This window comes from Sphingobacterium sp. ML3W, assembly GCF_000747525.1.
Taxonomy (GTDB): Bacteria; Bacteroidota; Bacteroidia; order Sphingobacteriales; family Sphingobacteriaceae; genus Sphingobacterium.
Map to the genome: position 1 here is coordinate 2,134,167 of NZ_CP009278.1, position 21,600 is coordinate 2,155,766.

The window sequence follows — 21,600 nt, forward strand, 5'->3', positions numbered from 1 at the left end:
GCTCCTTCATTAATAAATGAAAATTATTATTTCAACTCGAAGTTAGCTTCTAAAAGCTCTTGCGAGTTTTTACCAATGAATAACGTGAAGTCTCCTGGTTCAGCAACGAATTTCAAATCGTTATTATAGAATTTCAAATCTTCCTCAGTAACGGTAAAGGTTACAACTTTGGATTCTCCAGCTTTTAAAAATACTTTTTGAAAGCCTTTTAATTCTTTAACGGGGCGCGTGATCGAACCAACTAAATCTTTAAGATAGAGTTGAACAACCTCTTCACCGTCATATTTTCCAATATTGCTCAATTTTACCGTTGCTGTGATAGCCTGTCCTGGTTTCATTGAAGCTTTGTCTAATGTTAAATCTGCGTAATCGAAAGTGGTATAACTCAAACCATATCCAAATGGATAAAGTGGGCTATTGATAACGTCGATATAGTTGGATCTAAACTTTTGGAAAGTTCCACCTTCAGCTAAAGGTCTACCGGTGCTTTTATGCCCATAATAGATGGGTAATTGCCCTACATTTCTAGGGAAAGTAGCCGTTAATTTACCTGAAGGATTGACGTCTCCGAATAATACTTCAGCTACTGCTGCTCCTGTTTCAGAACCTCCAAACCAGGTATTTAAGATGGCAGGAACATGTTCGTCTTCCCAGGTTAATGTCATTGGTCTACCCGCAAATAAAACCAAAACAACTGGTTTTCCTGTTTTTAGCAATGCTGCTAATAGACGTTGTTGGATAGCAGGTATCCCGATTTCTGTCCGACTGGAGCTCTCTCCAGACATCTCTGAGGATTCACCTAATGCGGCAATGATAACATCTGCCTGATCAGCTGTTTGTAAAGCTTCAGCTATAATTTCAGATTCAGGTCTGTTGTCTCTGGGGATCGTACGTCCAAACATGGTGGCATGTTCTTGGTAAACGGCATCTTCCAATAAGTTAGAACCTAAATGTGTCACTATCTTGACTTGATTGCCCAAAACAGATTGCATACCTTCCACAAGAGAAGGGGTATTGATCAAATCCGAACTCACAGACCATGTACCCACCATATTGGCGCGTGTATTTGCTAGTGGACCGATGACAGCAACTGTTCCTTTTTTCTGTAAAGGAAGAAGTTGATTTTCGTTTTTCAATAAAACGAAAGACTTTGTTGCTGCTTCGCGAGCGACTACAAGATTTGCAGGCGTCAACAACTCGCTTTTAGCGCGGTCCTCACTGATGTAGCGGTATGGATCTTCAAATAGACCTAATTTATACTTTGCTTCCAAGATTAAGCGACATGCGCGATCGATATCAGCTTGAGATACTTTTCCTTCTTTTAATGATTTCTTTAACGTATTTAAAAATCCTTCAGAGATCATATCCATATCGACACCTGCTTTTAATGAAAGTGCCGAAACTTGTTGTAAATCTCCTAATCCATGCTCGATCAGTTCTGCAATTCCGGTATAATCCGTTACAACCATACCATCAAAGCCCCATTCTTTACGAAGGACATCTGTCACTAACCATTTGTTAGCAGTTGCTGGAATACCGTTGATATCATTGAACGAAGTCATTACGGTGCCTGCTCCAGCTTCGATAGCAGCTTTATAAGGAGGGAAGTATTCATTATACATACGGTGTAAACTCATATCCGTCGTGTTGTAATCTTTTCCAGATTCTGCAGCCCCATAGAGTGCCCAGTGTTTCACGCAAGCCATCATCGTATTGATTGCTGTCAGATCATCACCCTGATATCCTTTAACCATAGCACGTGCTATCTGTGACCCTAAATAAGGGTCTTCTCCCGAACCTTCAGAAATTCTTCCCCAGCGCGCATCTCGAGAGATGTCGACCATAGGCGAGAAAGTCCAGTTGATCCCATCGGCAGTGGCTTCTTGTGCAGCGATGCGAGCTGTCTTTTCAATTAAGGGAATATCCCACGTTGCAGAAAGCCCCAATGGAATGGGGAACGTTGTTTTATAGCCATGGATGACGTCGAGTCCGAATAGCATCGGAATTTTAAGTCTCGTATTATTGACAGCAAGTTCTTGAGCAGCACGAATTTTTTGAGGTGTGGTCATCGAGAAGATTCCTCCAATCTGTCCAGCAGCAATTTTCGCTTCAACTCCGGTACTAGCGGTGGCACCTGTGGTTACCTCACCTGCAGTAACTAAGTTTAACTGGCCAATTTTTTCGTCAACCGTCATTTTTTTCATTAGTGCCAAAACAAACTTATCCATTTTAGGATCTTGTTTGTTAACGGGCTGTGTAAAAGCCAGAGTCGGAACCAATGCAACAGCGACGAATAGGGAAGTCCAATGTTTCATGTTCTAATAGGTATTATGTATGTGAATAAAATGCTTATTGATTTGGACTTTTAAAACCTAAGGTTTTCAGTCCTGCTTTAATTTCTGGTGCCTGCATAAACAAGTTCCAAATTAACCCTGTTCTATAATTTTCAATCATGACAACAATGGGGCCTTGATCAATGGCTAAATAGCGTTGTGGATACCAGTTTGCTGTTTCTGAAAAAGCATCGTAAAATCCATATTTACCAAATAGCTCAGTTCCTTTTTTCTCATAGAAATAACGCATGGCCTTGATACTTTCTTTTGGGGTATAGGGCATAGAAGATAGTGCAGCTGTTGGAGAAACAACACCTTGATCATTGTCTGGATGATGGGCATTATAGCCATCTACAGAGTAACTCGCTGTAAAACCCCAAGAATTTTCACCGTAACCCGTATACTTAAGTGGGTTTAGTTTAGCGTGTTCAATATTAATTCGAGTATGATTGACATTTAACTTCCAATAATCGGCATACTGATCCTGAAGGCCCTTTGGATTTAACCCTAAATAGGAGTAATGCGACCAAAATAACGGACCAACACCATTTTCTGGCGCATTATGTTTTAAAACAAGTGGAATTCCGAATTTCTCAGCCGAAGTAACGATAGCGCCGCTTCGTGCCCAACCTTCATGGTATGTGGAAGCGGGGATAGGATGCGTCGGTGAACTTGCGCCCAATACATAACTGATTAAACATTCGTCATAACCTTGGATAGCATGGTTCATACCCCAACCATGCGTAGGACTCCAGTGCCAGTATAACACATCTTGTCCATTTCTAAAGAAATCCCAATCAATACCTTTCCATAAAGCATCCGCTTTTTTTGCAACTTGCTTTTGTTGATCGTTTCCGTTCTGATAATATTCGCGTAGACAGATTAATGCTTGGGCCATAAAAGCGGTTTCTACGATATCTGCAGCATCATCTTGATCTCCAAAAACCTTGGATTTACCGGTAGGACCATCGATCCAATGCGACCAAGCGCCATGGTAGCGATCTGCCTTTGCTAGAAAATCTACAATTCGGTCAAATCGTTGCGTTGCCTCATCTGCTGTTATAAAACCGCGTTCCGCAGCAACTATCGTGGCCATGATACCAAAACCAGAACCTCCAACAGTGACCACATTAAAATCATTAAGGGGGTATACACCATCTATGTGAATTCTTTCTCTTGCCATTCCAGAATTAGGTTCGGCACCTTCCCAGAAATAGTTAAACGTCTGCTTTTGGACCAAAGTCATTAAAGAATCATCCGTAATACTTGATTTTAGCATGGTTTGAGGCGTTTTACACGAGGTAGCGAAAGCACCAACTAACAATAAGCCTAAGATCAGCTTGTGATTAAATTTTAATTTCATAGTAGATAAGTAATGCGAAAAAAATCAAAGAACTTAGACTTAGCAGTGCTAAACCTAAGTTCTTTCATGTATTATTTAAATGCTGGATTAATACCCTGGGTTTTTCACCATATCAGGAGTTTGCGTTAATTGTTCGTAAGGTATTGGGAACAAGTAATGCTTTTCAGTAAATGTTTTTCCATCTGCTTTCATGGCTTCGGGAGCTTGTTTAGTACGTACTAGATCAAACCAACGGTCATGTTCAAAAGCTAATTCCAGACGACGTTCTTTCCAAATCGCTTTGCGTAAATCAGCTTGAGTTGAAGCTGTTGTATTGGGCAATTTAACGCGGTTACGAATGGTATTAAGTGCTGTTGTAGCTTCTGCTGTGTTGCCCATTTCATTGGCAGCCTCTGCTAAGATGAGGTATACTTCTCCTAAACGTAAATAGCGCACATTTTTATCACCATCACCAGCACCAGCATTTGCTGATGAATAAGCTTTCTCGTTGTACATTGGGTTTTCAACACCTGTTCCAACTAATCGACCGTCATATAAGGTTTCGCCTCGGAAAATAATGGTTGCATCGCGACGGATGTCATCCTTCTCTGCGTTAAAAGCATTTAATAGATTTTCCGATGGTGTATTGAAACCCCATCCCCAACCAGTTATGCCACGCGCTCCTTGAACTTCTGAATACTGATTAACGCCATGTGCAATCGCTTCGCCACGTCCCTGGAATTCAAAGATAGACTCTGTTCCATTTTCCGAACTTGCGCGCCACAGTACTTCATATTTTGATTCTAAGCCATATTGTCCAGAATTGATGACTTCTTTGGCTGAATTATAAGCCTCTGTCCAATTCTCATTATACAAATATACTTTTGACAATAGGGCTTGTGCCGCACCTTTTGTTGCACGACCTAAATCTTTAGGTGCATAGGCTGATTTTATTGGTAGTGCTTCGATAGCCTCTTTTAAATCTTTGATGATATAAGCATAAACCTCTGCCTTGGGTGCACGGATGATCAAATCTTGCTCTTGAATGGGAACATCTCCCCAACCGCGTACGAGATAGAAGTAGTTTAACGCACGTAAAAACTTAGCTTCACCGGTAAGTCTGCTTTTATATGCGGCATCTTCAATTTCAGTTGATTCTGTCAACTCAATAGACTGTGTCGCACGACCAATAGCTTTATACCAATGAGACCATAACGCTCCGAATGAACCGGAAGAACTTGTGTAGACAAGATTATCAATCTCTTGCTTATCGCCCCCTGGATCGGTAGGAGAAGACCCCTTATCGGCGTTATCCGAAAGCATATCGGTAATGGCAACATAAGAAAAGGCGTAATTCCAGTCGGTAAACATACCGTAGATGGCATTGACAAAAGACTCAGGTGTGTATACCTGATCTTTATCACCTTCTTCCACAATTTCTTGTGAAGGGACGTCTAAAAATGCGGAATCCTTACAGGCGGACATGCTCAATCCTGCTGTTAAAATTAAGGCGATATGTAATTTGTTAAATTTCATGATTTTTAATTTTTAAAGTTTAGAAGGAAACATTTACACCGAAAATAAAATTGCGTGTTGTTGGGTACGCTGAAAGCTCGATTCCTGCGGTTTCAGAAGGAATACCCGAGTTGGCACCTGAAATTTCAGGGGAGAAACCGGTATATTTTGTAAAGATAAACGGATTCTGTGCTGTTACGTACATTCTAATTTTTGATGATGAGTTATATAATTTTGGAATGGTGTAACCTAATGTTAAGTTGTTGATTCTAAAATATGCTCCCGATTCTAAATAGTAACTCGAAGCTAACGCATCATGAGCTGCACCTGGATGTGTGTTGGACGTTCCTGCTCCAGTCCAACGGTTATCAAAAGTTTCTTTAGTGATGTTCTCTCCACCATCAACACGCGTTCCCTTTAGACCATTGTAAATCTTGTTGCCTGCAACTCCATAGCCTTGCGCAGTGAAATCCCATTTTTTATAGTTGACACTTAGATTTAAACCAAATGTAGAAGATGGTAAATATGATCCATGGAAGATTTTGTCATTTTCATCGATAACGCCATCTTCATTTTGATCTTTATATCTTAAGTAACCCGGTTTTGCTCCAGTTGTTGCAACTCCTCCCGCAATTTCGGCATCTGTTTGCCATACACCAACGGCCTCATACATATACCATGCATAAATAGGTTGATTTTCTTTTAACTGCTTGGTGATTTGACCATTATTCAAACTTCCACCGATAGCTCCGTCATAGGCTGGTTCGACATCTTTCAAGATATTTTTATTGTAAGAATAGTTACCACCGATACTATAAGATAGGTTTTCATTGATCTGATCCGTCCAGTTTAACCCAAGCTCAATTCCTTTATTAGATACTTTTCCACCATGGTCAAAATACCTTTGTGAGAATGCTGAGTTAAGTAAGGGTGTTACTTCTAAAATAACATTGGTATTGGTCTTATTATAATAATCAATATTACCACTTAAACGGTTATTTAATAAGGTGAAATCAACACCTAAACCAGATTCTTCGGTTACTTCCCATCCTAGGTTTCTAGCCGGACTTCCATACGCTGCTCCAAAAATTAAGTCTTGACCTGGTCCGAACACATAATTATAGTTGTCTGAACCTGGAGATGATAAGACTTGAGAAATGTTTAGCGGAACGTTTTGATTACCCAATCGACCCCAGTTTGCACGTACTTTTAAGAAATCAATACCTGAACCTTGCATGAAGCTCTCATTGGACACGGTCCAACCTGCTCCAAATGATGGGAAAATACCATAGTAGTCTCCTGAAGCTTTAAATGTACTTGAGCCATCACGACGGACAGTAGCTGTTAAATAGTATTTGGAATCATAATTATACTGTGCACGTGCAAAATATGAAATCAATGCTCGTGGCGTATAGTACGTTTGATTAACTTGTTTGGTGTATTGTGAAGAAGCGAAATTGATATTCCAATACTGCTCTTGATTAGGAACATCATATCCCGTCAGATCAGACATATCGCCAATACCTGATTTCTCTCTTGAATTCCCTAAAGTTGCGTCTAGATTATGCTTCCCAAAACTTTTTTGATAGGATAGGAAATTCTCCCAAGTCCAACGGAAAGTTTGTGTTTTAGCGATATTTAAACTATTATTTGCATAAGTCAATGAGGTAGGATTTTGCGCTTTTAATTGCTCAAATTCCGTAGCTGTATTGAGAGGGTCCGTATTTAAATAACGATCTTTGATATTATTGAAGCCTCTGTTTTGAGAAAAGTACTGCGTAACTCCAAGACGGGAAGTGAATTTTAAATCACTGGTGATTTGATATTCTGCTTGAAGGCCACCTTGAATTGACATGTTCTTATTGTACTGTTGTTGCATCATGTTTTCGTATACAGGGTTTCCTGTATCATTCAACTTTCCTCCAACTTCTCCTGCGCCAAGGACATAGGTCGCTTCACCCGTAGTTTTATTATAAATAGGTCTTCCATAGCGACCATTAGCATACTGTACTGGTACTAATGGCGATTGACGGTATGCTGCATCAAATGCGCTAAGTGGCTTATTACGGTCATTAGCGAAAGAGATGTTCAGTGTCTGGCTGATCTTTAATTTATTATCAAAAAATTTGTAGGTATTGTTATTACGGATTGTGTTTCGAACATATTGCGAACCTTCCGTAATTCCTTTTTCTGTAAAGTTGTTATAACTAAAGAAATAGTCCACTACATCTGAACCTCCAGATAAGCTAACGACATTATTCGTCACCATACCAGTCTGAATCAATTCGTCGTACCAATCCGTATTGTTAGCTTGATCAGTTGCTAAAAATCCAGATGTTGTACCAATACCTTTTAAGTTTTCATTAAAATGTGTCACATACTCATTAGCATTTGCCATTTTGACACGATTTAGGATGCCTTTAGCACCCACATATCCATCATAGGTAATCTGAGCACGACCTACCTTTCCTTTTTTTGTGGTGACTAATATCACACCATTTGCAGCACGAAGACCGTAGATAGAGGCCGAAGAAGCATCTTTTAAGATATCAATGGATACGATATCTGCAGAATTGATATTGGTAATATTATCAACAGGAAATCCATCTACGATATACAAAGGCTCTCGTCCACCTAATGCCGTTCCTACACCACGGATAACAACTGTAGGAGCAGAGCCTGGGGCTTCATTGGCAATGATATTGACTCCAGCAACTTTTCCCTGAACGGATTGTACGGCATTTAATGCCGGTTGTTTAACAATGTCACTTGCAGTTACGCGTGCAATTGATCCTGTTAAATCCACTTTCTTAGCGGTACCGTAACCAATAACTACAATCTCATCTAAAGCTGTGTTTTGTTCAGCTAAATTAATAAGTACATTATTTTGTTGGCCGATGATGACTTCTTTTCCGTCGTAACCAATATAACGGAATACTAATACTTGATTTGGGTCGGCTGTAATTTTAAATTCTCCATTGGCGTCTGATTGCGTTGCAACGCTCGTCCCCTTAACCGCAATGGTCACTCCTGAAAGAACAGCATTTGATGATTTATCTGTAATTTTTCCAGTAATCACTTTACCGCTTTGCGCATATACCGACACATTAATGTGACAAAATGCAGGGAGTAATAGTAATGTAAATAACTTCCTCATAGGTGAATTTTTTAGTGACTTTTAATTATTTAATTCTAATTGTTCTGAATGTTTGTTAACAGAATTTAACGTTTATGTTAAATTTCATTACAACAAAGATGTGATGTAGTATTCGGAATGTATAATTTAACACTTATACATTAATACATCAGCGCTTGCAATAACTTGTATTTGCTGAATAAAGCCAAATATGTAGTAGATAATCAGCTTGTTAAGGTAAGTGTTGCGTTACTTTATTTTACACTAAGTGTTTAATATACACTATATCGTATGAGAGGTAATGATGTAGTGTTTTAAGGTATTGAAACAGGTAAATGCCCTGATGTCGTAGTTGAGATACTCCGATATCAGGGCATTCCTTTAGTTGATATTCATTAAAAAGTCGCTTAAATTTTGTTCAGTAGGTAGGTTCAGTTTTTTACGTAATCTGTACCTTCTTATTTCCACTCCGCGGGTTGTAATGTTTAATAAACTTGCGATTTCTTTACTGCTCATGTTTAATCTGAGGTAGGCACATAGTTTTAAATCGTTGGGCATTAATTCTGGAAATTGTAACTTCAATTTTTTAAAGAAGTTTTCATGTGTTTCATTAAAGCTCTGTTCAAAAAGATGCCAATCCATATTGTCCTCGTATGCATTTTTAAGAATCTTAGCCACTTTCTGGAGCTGTTCTGCTTTTAATTTATTACCATTCTCATCCTTCAACTGTGAGAGCTCATGATTTAGTGAGTTTAACAATTCATTTTTATGCACAATGTTCATCGTTGCATTGGTCAACTCCTTATTCTTATTGTAGAGTTCTTGCTCCAATTGTTTGTTTTTAACCTCAATCAAGTGCTGTTGTGCGCGAACTGCTTCTTGTTTTAAAAGTTCATCTTGCTTTACTAGATAGTCTTCTCGCAATTTTTGTTCATGTTTAACTAGTTTTTTCTTATACCATATGCGAATAGATTTAGTCATAAAGACTAAACCGATAAGATAGGCCAGATAGGCATACCATGTTCTATACCAGGGCGGCAGTATTTCAATCTCAATCTTATTTTCTTTGGTAATATAACCGTTGGGAAGCTTCGCGCGGATCACAAAGCTATAATTACCTACTGCCAGATTTGTAAACTCCTTGTAGGGTAGTTTGGTCCAATCGGACCATTCATCTTGGACACCATTTAATTTATATTGATATTGAATAGCACTTTCTGTGTAATATGGAAGTGCATAAGATACTCTTATACTGTTGTTTTTGTGTTTTATTTCTACTAATTCTTTAACACTGTTAAAATAAATACTATCAGTACCGGATAGTGTTCTTATGTTTCGAATTAGTGGAATAGGTACTGCATTAGGTTGAAAATTGTCACGATTTAAATTTAACAATGAGAAACCATTATCAATACTGATGAGGTACTGTTTGGGGTTGAGGGCGGTTATATTTTCATAGTATTTCATCATATTACCTTCTAGTGGAGCTAATTTGATGGAATCAATCTGAATCTGTCCACCTGGCTGTAAATCGACTAAAGCAATACGGGTTTGATTAATAAACCAATAACTATTGTTTCCAGCAGCGGTAATTTTATTGGCTTTGGCAAATGTTCCCAGTTTCTTATTCAAGTGCTCGTAAGGCGTGAACTTATCCGCCAGTTCATCGTATAGATATAAACCACTATCCGTTGTAAAGACATTGATATCGGCTAATTTGAAAACACCGATATTAGCAGATCTAGGCAACCCTTTCTGTTGTGCATAGGGTTTAATCTGTTTAATAGCGTCAAAATTATCTGAAAATGTAATTAGATTCAGTTCATTATAACCAGCAGCCCATACGTTGTTTTTACTTTGTGTTTCTAATAACTGTACTCCAGATTTAAAGTTTGGATACTGTGTACTAAATTGTAATGCATTGGGCATACTATGGAATAGGGATATTCCGGTATAGTTGCCTTGTAATACGGTAGGGAAATGTGGTGAGAGTTGTTTTATGACCCATCCACCTGTTTGGGGTGACAATAAAGACATTTGCGTGCCTTTTACTTGAAATGTACCTGTATTATGTCCACACACCAGAACTTCGTTGATGACCTCTAAATTCCATACTTGACCCTGAGACCCCGCAATCATCTTAAAATCTATCGGTTGATATTTCTTATGCTGGTTCCATGGCGTATAAAATAACCCTTGATTAGTACCCAGATACAGGAAGCCTTGGTATATTTTTGCGGAATAGATGGTGCCAAGTTTGCCCGATTTATCGGAATAATAGTATAGATCAGCGTTAATAGCAATACGGTCTATGCCGTTATCCAAGCCTGTCCAGATATTGGATTGTTTGTCTATACTCAAACTCAGGACCGTATTATTCTGTAAACCAACACTTTTATTGATGTGCTGGACGAGATGCCCAGACTGATCTAAGATATAGACCCCATTTAAGATTGTGCCGTATACGTAATATTGCCCAAGTAGTTTTATACCATTGTTGATTTGTGCATTTTTAAGTTCCTCATTTATTGCATTTTCCCATGGTGCTATATTCCCATTTTTATCCATTAAGAACAATCCAGATTTAGCTGTTCCGATTAAAAATGAACTCGTATCGAAAGGGAGGATGCTGAGTATATTGGATCCTTTGATCCGGTCTTTCCCCGCAACAGGGATTAATGTGTTATTTTTTAATTCATGAAGACCACTAGGTATTTTCTCTATAAAAATTCTTTTATTCGTTTGAAATGCAAAGAGAAAGGGTTCTCCATCTCCAGTAATAGTTCTTATTTTTTTATTTTCATAAATATAGATGGTGGAGAAAGATTGAAAGATAATCCGATTATCTTGGATGATAATTTTCCATATTTCATCATTCAGATTTTTCAGTAGTTGGCTGCTTATGGAATGATATGCCAATCGTCCTTTGTCATTTTTTTCCCAGTAACCAAACTCCGACTGACCGCCTGTATAGATTTTCCCATCGGAATGTACTTGTACGACTCTAACGATTCCTTTATTGGGGTGTGGATGTAGATTCCAATAGGCACCATCGTATACTAATAGACCTTCAGAATTTGCAGCATATATCAATCCCTCTTGATCGACACTTAATCCCCAGTTTTGATTTCCAGCTTGATATGTTGATTTACTATATTGTTGAACCCAAGGGCTTGCCAGATATTGAATATCGCCAGCTAATGATTTGGTAATGAAACTAAAAAGTAATAAAAATAGAGTAAAAAAGCTTTTTAATAAAAATTTCATGCACTGTATGTTGTATCATTAAAAAATATTCCAGATTTATAAATTAATACGCTGAACTATCTTTTGGTGTAATTTATATAAATTTTTAGATATAGGAAGAATCCTAGTCACCTCATAGTCAAAATATGAATTTAGGCTTACAATCAATCCAATAGTCAGCTGCTTCGTTATTTGATCTAGTCTTCAATAGGACGCTCATCTTCGTATACGTCATCGAATGCAACCTGATAGGCTATAACGCGACTGTGTATGAAAGTTTTCTTGGTTCTAGTAGCGCTATTATTAGCTTTATTTGGTTGAAATAAGTTATATTCATAGAGCAGAAGTACGGATCTTGAATCGTCACTTGTTTAAAAAAAGGTATAAATCTGGAAGGAGATTCCATTAAGGGCTGTGTTAAAATGAAATTGTTAAGGAATAAGTTCATACCATGTCATCCTATCCGAACGTATTGGTGGGTTTTTTGTATGCTGATCCTTGTGATAGGCTGCCATTCATCCAGAGGTAAGGAAGAGGTTATTGTTAATCAGGTAGATCGCATAAAGGATTACATCAAACCCATTCCAGGGAAAAATGATTCCATTCCTTTACCAGTAATTGAAAGTGGAAAAGTGCTGATTGCCTATTCAGATTGCTTTACCTGCCATAAAGAAGATAAAAGGTCATTTGGTCCGGCCTTTCGTGATATTGCTGCACGATATCCTACAAATACGATCTATATTCAGATACTCGCTCAAAAAGTTGTATTGGGTGGGACTGGAGCATGGGGTAATGCAGTGATGTTGGCTCATCCAAAATTGACGGATACAGATGCTGAAAGAATGGTGAGCTATATTTTGTCGTTAAAGTGATGAAGAAACAAAAGCTGCATGTACTACATGCAGCTTTTGTTTCTATATAATTTCTTTTAATTTACTGTGCTGTTAAAAGCATGTTTTGTCTCCTTTTGGACATGTAGATGTATAACCCTCCGAATGCAAAGATGAGTATGACTGGGAGAATGAGGGTAATCTGCAATACTTCTGGACCTGCCAGATTTTTAGCTGCGACATAAGCAAGACCCTCTGTGGTGCCATCAGCAGCCGAACTGTATAAGTTGATATCAGAACCTTCGGGCAAATGTTTTATGATTAACCCATCATAATAACTCCCCATAATCATGGTATAGATAGATACGGCAAACATACCCGCCCCACCAATGAGGTTTAGACCTAAGGCTCCTGACTGGGGTATGTTTTCAGCAACAAATCCAATCATGGTTGGCCAGAAATAGCAGACACCTACACCAAATATTAAGGCCGCAAAAAACACAGCGTTACCCGTCAATGTAGCGAGCATGTATAAGCCTATAGCAGCAAAGACAGCTGAGAAAAGTAAAACACCTTGTGGTGCTAATTTCTCTACAATAGGTTTGGCAAATGCACGTCCTACAACCATAACTCCAGTCGTAATGGTTAGGAGTAAAATAGCGTTGTCAGTTACATTTTTAAGTAGCAAACTGATCCATTGACCGGTAAACAATTCGGTGATAGCGGTCATAAACATACAGATGAATAGGAACAAAAATAAGGGTGAACCTACTGCTTTGTACATGTCTGCTGTTGAATATCCCGAGGAGACACGTTCGGTAACGGGAAAATCTAATTTTGAAAATAGGTAGCCATAAATAACTGTTGGGATCAACATCATAGCCACTTGAAACTTCCAGCCGATACCGAGGTAAACAAATAAGATGACCAACAACGTTCCAATGACAACGCCTCCGGGAAACCATAAATGAAAATAATTAAGTCGGGTAGTTTTTTCTTGAGGATATAACGCCGCGACTAATGGATTGCAGGCAGCCTCAACTGCTCCATTGGCAATACCTATGAGTAGTGTGGAGAAAAATAAGGTCCAATACCCTTGTGCAAAGATGGTCAATAAGATTCCGATGAGATGAAACAGGAACGCCATCACGAGTAGACGTTTCATACCGATAATATCAACAATAAACCCGCCTATTACAATTGCTAGTGGGAATCCCCAAAATACTGTTGCAGTAATGGTGCCCAATTGTGTGGCACTCAGTTGGAAATCAAGTCCGAGTTGATTCATCATACCTGCACGGATTCCAAAGGATAGTGAGGTGACTAATAGAGCAAGACAGCTTGCCCAGAATAATTTAGTGGTTTGAATTTGCTTCATAATGTTAGTGTATAGTGTTAATTCAAGAGTATTTCATCCATAAATATCCATGCTGGTTGTCCTTTGCCAGTATGCCACTCAGGTAGTTTTTTGAAATTTTTACCTAAAATCTTGATACAGGAGATGGGTTGTGATGCAAACGTTGCATCCAGCTTGATAAAGGCATCTGCTTCATCTTTTACGGGCATTTGATTTTTTATGACCTGAAGTAAACGTAGGTTTTTATCACTGGTACCGCCCCATATTTCAAGTTCTTCTGGAAGCAATATATGTGACGGTACTTTTTTCATGAGATGTACCGATACCGACTGGAGTGGTATTGGCTTTTTAAAGTACATGATGAAAGCCATATTGTCGTTATAGCCAATCCATTTGCCATTTTGAATATCATGGGTACCCAATTGATCATCTATGAGTGTTTTGGGACCATCCCCTTTATATTTCTCACTGGGTGCTACAATAAAAGCGATACTATCGGGTTTATACTTGCTTTGTAAAAAGTCAAATGCAAAGACATCACTTCCGTACCACCCTTTTTTATAGGCTTTTGCTTTTAATGTACCTGATTCTTTGATTTCAATACCTTGATTATAGAAAGGGGATTGGAGACTATCGGGTTCTGTACCATCGGTTGTATACCTGATTTCAACCCCATTGATGGCGTGTTTGATCTGAATGGGCAAGGTGTTTTTAAAAATGGATATAGCCGTGTTTAAACGAGGTTGGTTTAATTTTATAGGATTATTACCATCGTCTTTAAAACCTACGATAATGTTGATTCCTGTACCCATTTTATGTAATTGGCCTATCTCAGCATCACTTAGGCTGGTACGCCATAAGGACAACTCCTTTAGATTGCTCATCTTTAGAAGTTGCTTCACGGAATTAAAATCTACTGCGGTACCCGATAACGACAGTGCATTTAAATATTTTAAACCTGTCAGCTGTTTTAACCCTTCACCTTTAATAGAGGTGAAGTTGAGGTTTAACTTCCTTAAATTTTCAAATGTCGCTATAGTCTTTAATTCTTCATCCTTTACAGGTAATCCATTTAAATTAAGAAAGACAATTTGCTTTTGTATAGCGGTCAATTCTTGGATCGCTTCGGGTTTGTAAATGCTTTTATTATAAATATTAACTGCTAATGCTGGAGATGCTTTATCCAAACTGCTTATGACTCGGTAATCGTTATTGAGCTTTTTGACAGTCTCACTATTAGCTGATGAAAAATTGTATTTCTCTTCCATAGGTGCCTCCGGCCCTAAGAATGCTGTCGCTAATATCCTTAAGGAGTCTTGCTGAGAGAGGTCGATTACTTTTTTATCGATTTCAGCATTCCCTTTTACCCATAGGGTTAAAATTGCCATCTCTTCTGCCGTAAGGGCTGGTTTTCCTTTAGGAGGCATCCGTTTCTCATTATCAAACGGGAGATGGATGCGCTCAAGCAATAAACTAATCTCGGGATTTCCGAGGATAAACAATTTGCCATTTTTCCCTCCCTTTAACATGGATGCAGCATCGGCGAGATTTAAATTTCCTTTTGCTTTTTCCATATTATGGCAGTTTAAGCACTTGGTATTGAAAATCGGTAATATGACATCTTGAAAGAGTATAGCTTGATCCACGGTCACCTTTTCTGGAACAGGTGTTACAGCAGCCAATACAAAATTGTCCCCATGTGTCAGCGTGGCACCGTAATGGCCGGTGACCAATAGGCAAATGACCGTTATGATAGCCGTTACCTTTGCTAATGTGGCATTGTACCATTGTTTATCCCTAAACCAATAAAGCAGGGATGAGATGAAAACAAGGCTTACACCTGACCATTTATGCCACTGTAAGGTCGTACCACTATAACCATCTTCTTGCGCTAACAACAGGCCCATAATTACTGTGGTGGATGCTAAGAAGATTCCTGCTAGGAAGATGCCAGATGTAAATTTTTGATAAAATGCCTCATTGGTATTGGATTTTCTAAAACGGAAAACTTCTAGTAGCATCGCCAAAAGGAGCAGTACGATTGGAAAATGCAATAATAGCGGATGTAGTCTTCCCAAAGGCTGTAACCAATAAGGCACAACGATGATATCTCCAAATAATAATAAAAAGACAATAAATATATTTAACGCAAATAATGCCTGTTCAGTAAAACCTTTAAGCGTAATTTTCATAAAAAATTAGACACGGGTGAATTTATAGGGATATACTTTGCCTGATGCCCATTGTGCTACATAAAGATTCTCATCATCATCAATACAAACATCATGTGGATTCAATAAGATTTGCGCTGCTTGTGACATAGGCTGCAAAACACCATTGGTATACAGTGGGGCAGTGCCACCAATATTGGATATTACTTTATTGTCTTTATCTAGAATGGTTACGAAGCCACTACCATCTTTATTGAGGTCTGGAGATCGTAATACGGCAGCATAGAGGTAATCGTTTTTTATTACGGGTCTACATACGCAAGCACCTGGTAAGGCAATGACCTCCATTAAATTTCCTGCCATATCAAAGCGCTTGAAACAGTTGCGCGTGCGGTCTGTAACCAATAAAGTAGGTTTGCCACCTCTCTTATCGATTGTGACACCATGTGCATTGTCCAGATGTTTCATTTCAGAGCCTTTACCTCCAAAGTAATCTAAAAGTTTGCCCGACGCATTGTAGTGTAAGACATATTGTAGGCCATAGCCATCTGCAATATAGAAATCGCCATTGTCAGCGACGGCTACTTCAGTTGGAACAAATTCTTCCTTTTTATGATACAAACCTGTTTCCATTGGACAGTCTATTGTCATCAATATTTTTCCGTCTAATGTCGTCTTGAAAACCTGATGCCGATCTGTGTCGGTGATAAATAGTGATTCCTGATTACCTTCGTTTGCGAGGGTCAATCCATGGCCTCCGGGAAACTCATGACCCCAAGAGTTGATCAGTTTACCTGATTTGTTATAGATCAAAACATTGTTTTTGGTCTCATTGGTCAATAATAGGATACGCCCTTTCTTATCCTGTACCATTTCATGACAGTCGTTTACGGGGTTTTTTAAGGGATTCAATTGTCCCCATTTTGTGTCCATGGTATAGCGCATGTTATGGTGACCAAAAATAGGACCTTTGGGTTTCGCAAATAGGTCTTTCATAATGAAAAAACTAGTGGAGACCATTGCGGTATTTTTGATAAATTCTTTTCTTTTCATAGTATAAATTTAGGCTAATATATCGGTGATTATTTTACCTGCGACATCGGTCAATCGGTAGCGTCTGCCCAAATGTTTGTAGGTCAATTTTTCATGATTCAAGCCAAGCTGATGTAAGATAGTGGCATGGAAATCATGGACATGTACAGGGTCTTTAACAATGTTATATCCAAGCTCGTCCGATTCACCATAGACGATTCCAGGTTTGATGCCACCTCCTGCCATCCAAATGCTGAAGCATCGTGGATGATGGTCACGGCCATAATTATCTTTGGTCATAGCGCCTTGGCTATAATTAGTGCGTCCGAATTCGCCACCCCAGATGACCAATGTTTCATCCAATAATCCTCTTTGTTTCAAATCTGTGATCAGGGCTGCTGATGCCTGATCGACGTCTTTGGCTTGGCTGGCCATCTCGGTTGGAAGATTGCCATGTTGGTCCCATCCTTGATGATAGAGCTGGACAAATCGAACGCCATTCTCACTTAATTTACGAGCCAATAGGCAATTGGCAGCAAAAGTACCTGGCGTGAGACAGTCCGGGCCATAGAGTTTGATGATATCATCGGGTTCTTTTGAAAGATCTGTTACTTCGGGGACAGCGGTTTGCATGCGATAGGCCATTTCGTATTGTTGTACTTTAGCATTAATCTCAGGGTCACCAAACTCTTTGTAGGATAGATCATTCATCTCCGCCAATTGATCCAACATTTTTCGGCGTTCAAATCGGTTTAATCCTTCAGGGTCTTTCAAGTACAGAACAGGATCTTCTCCACTGCTGAATTGAACGCCTTGATGCGTAGAATCTAGAAAACCATTGCTCCATAATTTTGAATACACGCCTTGTCCATTACCTTTACCACGAGATAATAAAACGGTATATGCCGGTAGGTTTTTGTTTTCGCTGCCTAGACCATAGCTTAACCATGCTCCCATACTTGGTCTATTTCCTTGTTGTGCTCCGCTTTGAAAAAATGTCAATGCAGGGTCATGGTTGATGGCCTCGGTGAACATGGATTTGATGATGCAGATATCGTCTACAACTTTTGCGGTATGCGGAAACAGATCGCTGATCCATGCGCGGGACTCCCCATACTGTTTGAAATCAAAATAAGAACCTACTAATGGAAAGGAAGCTTGATCAGCTGTCATTCCGGTAAGACGCTGTGCACCACGAATCGATTCTGGAAGTTCTTGCCCCATCATTTCTCTGAGTTTGGGTTTATAATCAAACGATTCGAGTTGGGATGGCGCACCATTTTGAAACAGATAAATCACCCTTTTAGCTTTTGGAGCAAAATCGGGAATACCCGAGGGTAATCCAGCTTGTTCAAAACTACCTTCTAGTAGATCCGGAATCAATAGTGAACCCAATGCAACACTTCCCAAGCCCAAGCTTAATCTTGAAAGAAATCGGCGTCTATTAAAATTAAGACCATGTTCTAAAATATTCTTGTCCATAATTTAGGATTTTGTAATGGTTTCTTCTAAGTTATATATCACGGTGATAACACCCATTAAGGCAGCTAGTTGTGTCTTGTTGACTTTTGGTGAAATAGGAAATTCTCCAACTGCTAAAACCTTATTTGCATTTGATTTTTCTTTAAATACAGCTAATTGATCTGCATAATAGGCCGTTAATTGTTTTAATTCTTGTTCTTTGGGTTTACGACAGACAATCCGACGGAACGCTTTTGTAATTTTGATTTCTGCAGTTCCTTGCTCTTGTAATAGTTTATCGGCCAAAACGCGTGAAGCTTCCAATACGGTAGGATCATTTAACATCGCGAGGGCTTGAAGTGGGGTATTCGTGTTGAGTCGCTTTACTTCGCATTGATCTCGATTGCTTGCATCGAATATAGCCATCACCGCGGGTGGTACCGTTCTTTTAATAAATGTATATAAACCTCTACGATATAAGTTCGATTGATGATCTTGACTATAAGAAGCCAAGATTCCGCGACCAGATGTAGCAGCCTCCCAAAGTCCAGCTGGCTGATAAGGCTTGACACTTGGGCCCCCAATAGTTCGAACTAAAAGACCACTACTCGATAGCACAACATCGCGCACATGTTCGGCAGGAATCCGGTACCGAGGGGCTCGTGCCAAGAAAATATTTTCAGGATCGGTATTGTATTTTTCTGGAGAAACAATCGCAGATTGCCTATAAGTTGCGGATAATACGAGCTGTTTCACCAAACGTTTGATATTCCAACCGTGATTCATAAAATCTACAGCAAGCCAATCAAGCAATTCTGGATGAGAAGGCAATTCACCCTGCATACCAAAATCTCCTGAAGTTTTTACAAGGCCTCTGCCAAAGTACTCTTGCCATATTTGGTTGACGAATACCCGAGATGTTAAGGGGTTTTTCTTGTCAAATAACCATTGCGTCAATCCGAGTCTGTTTTTTTGATATGTATCGCTAAAGGGAAGTACTGATTTTGGTGTACTGGCTTCTACAACCTCTCCATGTGCATCATATTCGCCTCTGTTCAGTACATATGTTTTGCGCAGCGTATCTTGGTCGCCCATAACAGAAACGATCAACTTGTTGGTATCTTGCTTATTGACAAAGTTCAAGATGTCTTTGATATCTGCATTACTGATTTCCATAAATGGTTTTTTAGCATAGGTTTCGGGACCTCCAACTGTCGATTCTAGACCTACTTCTTTCACGTTATTGAAGAATGCCGTCATCTGGAAATATTCCTTTTGGGAGAAGGGGTCATATTTATGATCATGACATTGTGCACATTCTAAGGTAATCCCCAGAACAGCTTTACCAAGGGTATTGGTTCGATCCCTTACATATTCTACGCGATATTCTTCATCGATAACACCGCCTTCTTCGGTTATTTTATGATTACGATTGAATGCTGTTGCCAATAGCTGTTCTTTGGAGGCGTTAGGCATCAAGTCTCCCGCTAGTTGCCAAGTAATAAATTTGTCGTAAGGGGTATTGTTGTTAAATGCATGAATGACCCAATCTCTCCAGGGCCATTGGCTCCGATAGTTATCATCCTGATAGCCATGTGAATCGGCATAACGTGAGACATCCATCCAATGTAAGGCCATTCTTTCGCCGTAAGCAGGACTTGCCAACAAGCTCTCAACCACTTTTTCGTATGCATTGGGACTAGTGTCTGCCATGAATTTTTCCATCATTTCTAGTGAGGGTGGTAAGCCTGTAATATCCAAGCTAGCACGCTTGAGAAGTCTTTCTTTATCAGCTTCAGGATTGGGCACAATGCCTTTATGCTCCAATTTGTCAAGCACAAAATAATCGATCTCATTTTTCACCCATTTGGTATCTTTGACCTGAGGTAATTCTGGAGTCTTAGCAGGGGTAAATGCCCAATGTTTTTCATACTTAGCACCTTGTTTGATCCACTTCTCTATGATGCCTATTTCAGTTGGAGTTAATTTCAGGTTGGATGAAATGGGTGGCATCATATAGCTTGTATCTGTAGAAGAAATTCTTAAAAAAACCTCTGAATTACGGGGCTTAAAGGGAACTATGCCATGCGCAGCGGGGTTGTCTTTTAGTGCCTTATAGGCATCTTCTTGGATATCTAATCGTAAATCCGCGTCGCGTTTATTTGCATCGGGGCCATGACAAGCAAAGCATTTGTCGGAAAGAATGGGCCTGACATGGAAATTGTAACTAATACTATCAGGTATAGTTTCTTCACTGTCTTGATTTGCAAATGGTCTATTGCAGGCTTGTATCATGTACACAAGACCAAAGATCATGAGCATTAAATAAATAAGTCTTCGATCCATATTTATTAATGGTTAATAAGTGCGTTATACGCAAATTGGGTTGTTGGTTTATAATCTGTTTAGCTTTTTGGAGCTATTGGATAACCAAATATAATTAGAAGGAAAAACAAAAGATGAGTCTATATTAACCCTTACTGATTGTATATAAACCTTTTTTACGAAGAATACGCATTTAGGTTATTAAATACATTAACAGGCCTGTTTCTGATGTTTGTAACTTATTTGTTAGAATTAGTCTGGGTTAATATTTGATTATTTTCTATCAATATAGATAGCTAATTGTATAATTTGTACTGCTACATTTATTCTGAAATCTATACTAAATCAATACATGCAGGGTAATATTGAAAATATGAGCTCCATTTAATTTTGTAATTAGGATATTATAGTAATGAACTGATGTCTGCTAATCATTGATATGTATTGAGTTGCGCAGGGTTTGCTTTGAAGAGCAGCTGTGAAATACAATTTAATGGAGCTATATTACTGCGGTAAACTTAAGCTGTGGATTTGATAAAAGGAACATGGTCTGAGTAATGAGGTTTCGATTATGCAGATCACGGAATAAGAGGTATGATTTTTTTGATACGCTGATTAGGCGTGGTGAAAGTGAAGAAAAATTGACTATTTTTAAAATAAATTTTCAGTAAAAATACATCAAAGATTAAAAACAGGTAAAACGGTTGTAAATAAAGACTTTACAACCGTTTTATGATTTTTTGGTAATGAGGTAAAAAGCAGTAAAAAGCGAGGTTTGGCAAAAGTAAGGTTACTAAAACGTTACTTTTGAAAACAGAGAAAGCACTTTTAAAATACTGTATTTCAGCTTTC

The 21,600-nt window shown here is 38.8% G+C and carries 11 protein-coding genes; 1 reads left to right on the forward strand and 10 read right to left on the reverse strand.

The genetic code is table 11. The features are described 5' to 3' along the window. Positions 1-26: 26 nt before the first annotated feature. From bglX to KO02_RS09205, 5 genes are all read right to left on the reverse strand, one after another. On the reverse strand, positions 27-2,315 hold the full coding sequence (gene bglX, locus KO02_RS09185; RefSeq protein ID WP_038697725.1) for a beta-glucosidase BglX: 2,289 nt from the start codon (positions 2,313-2,315) through the stop codon (positions 27-29). A gap of 34 nt (positions 2,316-2,349) precedes the next feature. Beyond that, positions 2,350-3,696: a glucoamylase family protein gene (locus tag KO02_RS09190; RefSeq protein ID WP_038697727.1), complete on the reverse strand. Its 1,347-nt coding sequence runs from the start codon at positions 3,694-3,696 to the stop codon at positions 2,350-2,352. An 87-nt stretch (positions 3,697-3,783) separates the two neighbouring features. Next, positions 3,784-5,211, reverse strand: coding sequence for a RagB/SusD family nutrient uptake outer membrane protein (locus KO02_RS09195; protein ID WP_051959840.1), 1,428 nt, complete (start codon positions 5,209-5,211; stop codon positions 3,784-3,786). A gap of 19 nt (positions 5,212-5,230) precedes the next feature. Then, positions 5,231-8,347: a SusC/RagA family TonB-linked outer membrane protein gene (locus KO02_RS09200; RefSeq protein ID WP_038697729.1), complete on the reverse strand. Its 3,117-nt coding sequence runs from the start codon at positions 8,345-8,347 to the stop codon at positions 5,231-5,233. Between the two features lie 360 nt (positions 8,348-8,707). Next, complete coding sequence (locus KO02_RS09205) at positions 8,708-11,593, reverse strand: triple tyrosine motif-containing protein (RefSeq protein ID WP_038697731.1); 2,886 nt, start codon at positions 11,591-11,593, stop codon at positions 8,708-8,710. Positions 11,594-11,994: 401 nt separating this feature from the next. Between KO02_RS09205 and KO02_RS09210 the strand changes: the two genes are divergently transcribed. After that, a complete protein-coding gene (locus KO02_RS09210; protein ID WP_200878626.1) occupies positions 11,995-12,444 on the forward strand; it encodes a c-type cytochrome in 450 nt (149 codons plus the stop codon). 61 nt (positions 12,445-12,505) lie between these two features. Here KO02_RS09210 and KO02_RS09215 read toward each other — a convergent pair whose 3' ends face one another. The 5 genes from KO02_RS09215 to KO02_RS09235 are packed head-to-tail and all read right to left on the reverse strand — an operon-like array spanning position 12,506 to position 20,769. Further along, the gene (locus tag KO02_RS09215) at positions 12,506-13,780 is read right to left on the reverse strand and encodes an MFS transporter (RefSeq protein ID WP_038697733.1); all 1,275 of its coding nucleotides are present in this window, start codon (positions 13,778-13,780) and stop codon (positions 12,506-12,508) included. Between the two features lie 17 nt (positions 13,781-13,797). Further along, positions 13,798-15,951 (reverse strand): FN3 associated domain-containing protein, encoded by a 2,154-nt coding sequence (locus KO02_RS09220; RefSeq protein WP_038697735.1) that lies wholly within the window; start codon positions 15,949-15,951, stop codon positions 13,798-13,800. 6 nt (positions 15,952-15,957) lie between these two features. Continuing rightward, a complete protein-coding gene (locus KO02_RS09225; protein WP_038697737.1) occupies positions 15,958-16,983 on the reverse strand; it encodes a peptidylglycine monooxygenase in 1,026 nt (341 codons plus the stop codon). Positions 16,984-16,992: 9 nt separating this feature from the next. Next, positions 16,993-18,444 carry a DUF1501 domain-containing protein gene (locus tag KO02_RS09230; RefSeq protein ID WP_038697739.1) on the reverse strand — a complete coding sequence of 484 codons (1,452 nt, stop codon included), beginning with the start codon at positions 18,442-18,444 and terminating at the stop codon, positions 16,993-16,995. A 3-nt stretch (positions 18,445-18,447) separates the two neighbouring features. After that, positions 18,448-20,769 (reverse strand): PSD1 and planctomycete cytochrome C domain-containing protein, encoded by a 2,322-nt coding sequence (locus KO02_RS09235; protein WP_038697741.1) that lies wholly within the window; start codon positions 20,767-20,769, stop codon positions 18,448-18,450. Between the last annotated feature and the right edge of the window lie 831 nt (positions 20,770-21,600).

Coding starts and splice junctions, on each gene's coding strand:
- bglX (WP_038697725.1), bottom strand. CDS start 2,315: ATGAAACATTGGACTTCCCTATTCGTCGCTGTTGCATTGGTTCCGACT.
- KO02_RS09190 (WP_038697727.1), bottom strand. CDS start 3,696: ATGAAATTAAAATTTAATCACAAGCTGATCTTAGGCTTATTGTTAGTT.
- KO02_RS09195 (WP_051959840.1), bottom strand. CDS start 5,211: ATGAAATTTAACAAATTACATATCGCCTTAATTTTAACAGCAGGATTG.
- KO02_RS09200 (WP_038697729.1), bottom strand. CDS start 8,347: ATGAGGAAGTTATTTACATTACTATTACTCCCTGCATTTTGTCACATT.
- KO02_RS09205 (WP_038697731.1), bottom strand. CDS start 11,593: ATGAAATTTTTATTAAAAAGCTTTTTTACTCTATTTTTATTACTTTTT.
- KO02_RS09210 (WP_200878626.1), top strand. CDS start 11,995: ATGAAATTGTTAAGGAATAAGTTCATACCATGTCATCCTATCCGAACG.
- KO02_RS09215 (WP_038697733.1), bottom strand. CDS start 13,780: ATGAAGCAAATTCAAACCACTAAATTATTCTGGGCAAGCTGTCTTGCT.
- KO02_RS09220 (WP_038697735.1), bottom strand. CDS start 15,951: ATGAAAATTACGCTTAAAGGTTTTACTGAACAGGCATTATTTGCGTTA.
- KO02_RS09225 (WP_038697737.1), bottom strand. CDS start 16,983: ATGAAAAGAAAAGAATTTATCAAAAATACCGCAATGGTCTCCACTAGT.
- KO02_RS09230 (WP_038697739.1), bottom strand. CDS start 18,444: ATGGACAAGAATATTTTAGAACATGGTCTTAATTTTAATAGACGCCGA.
- KO02_RS09235 (WP_038697741.1), bottom strand. CDS start 20,769: ATGGATCGAAGACTTATTTATTTAATGCTCATGATCTTTGGTCTTGTG.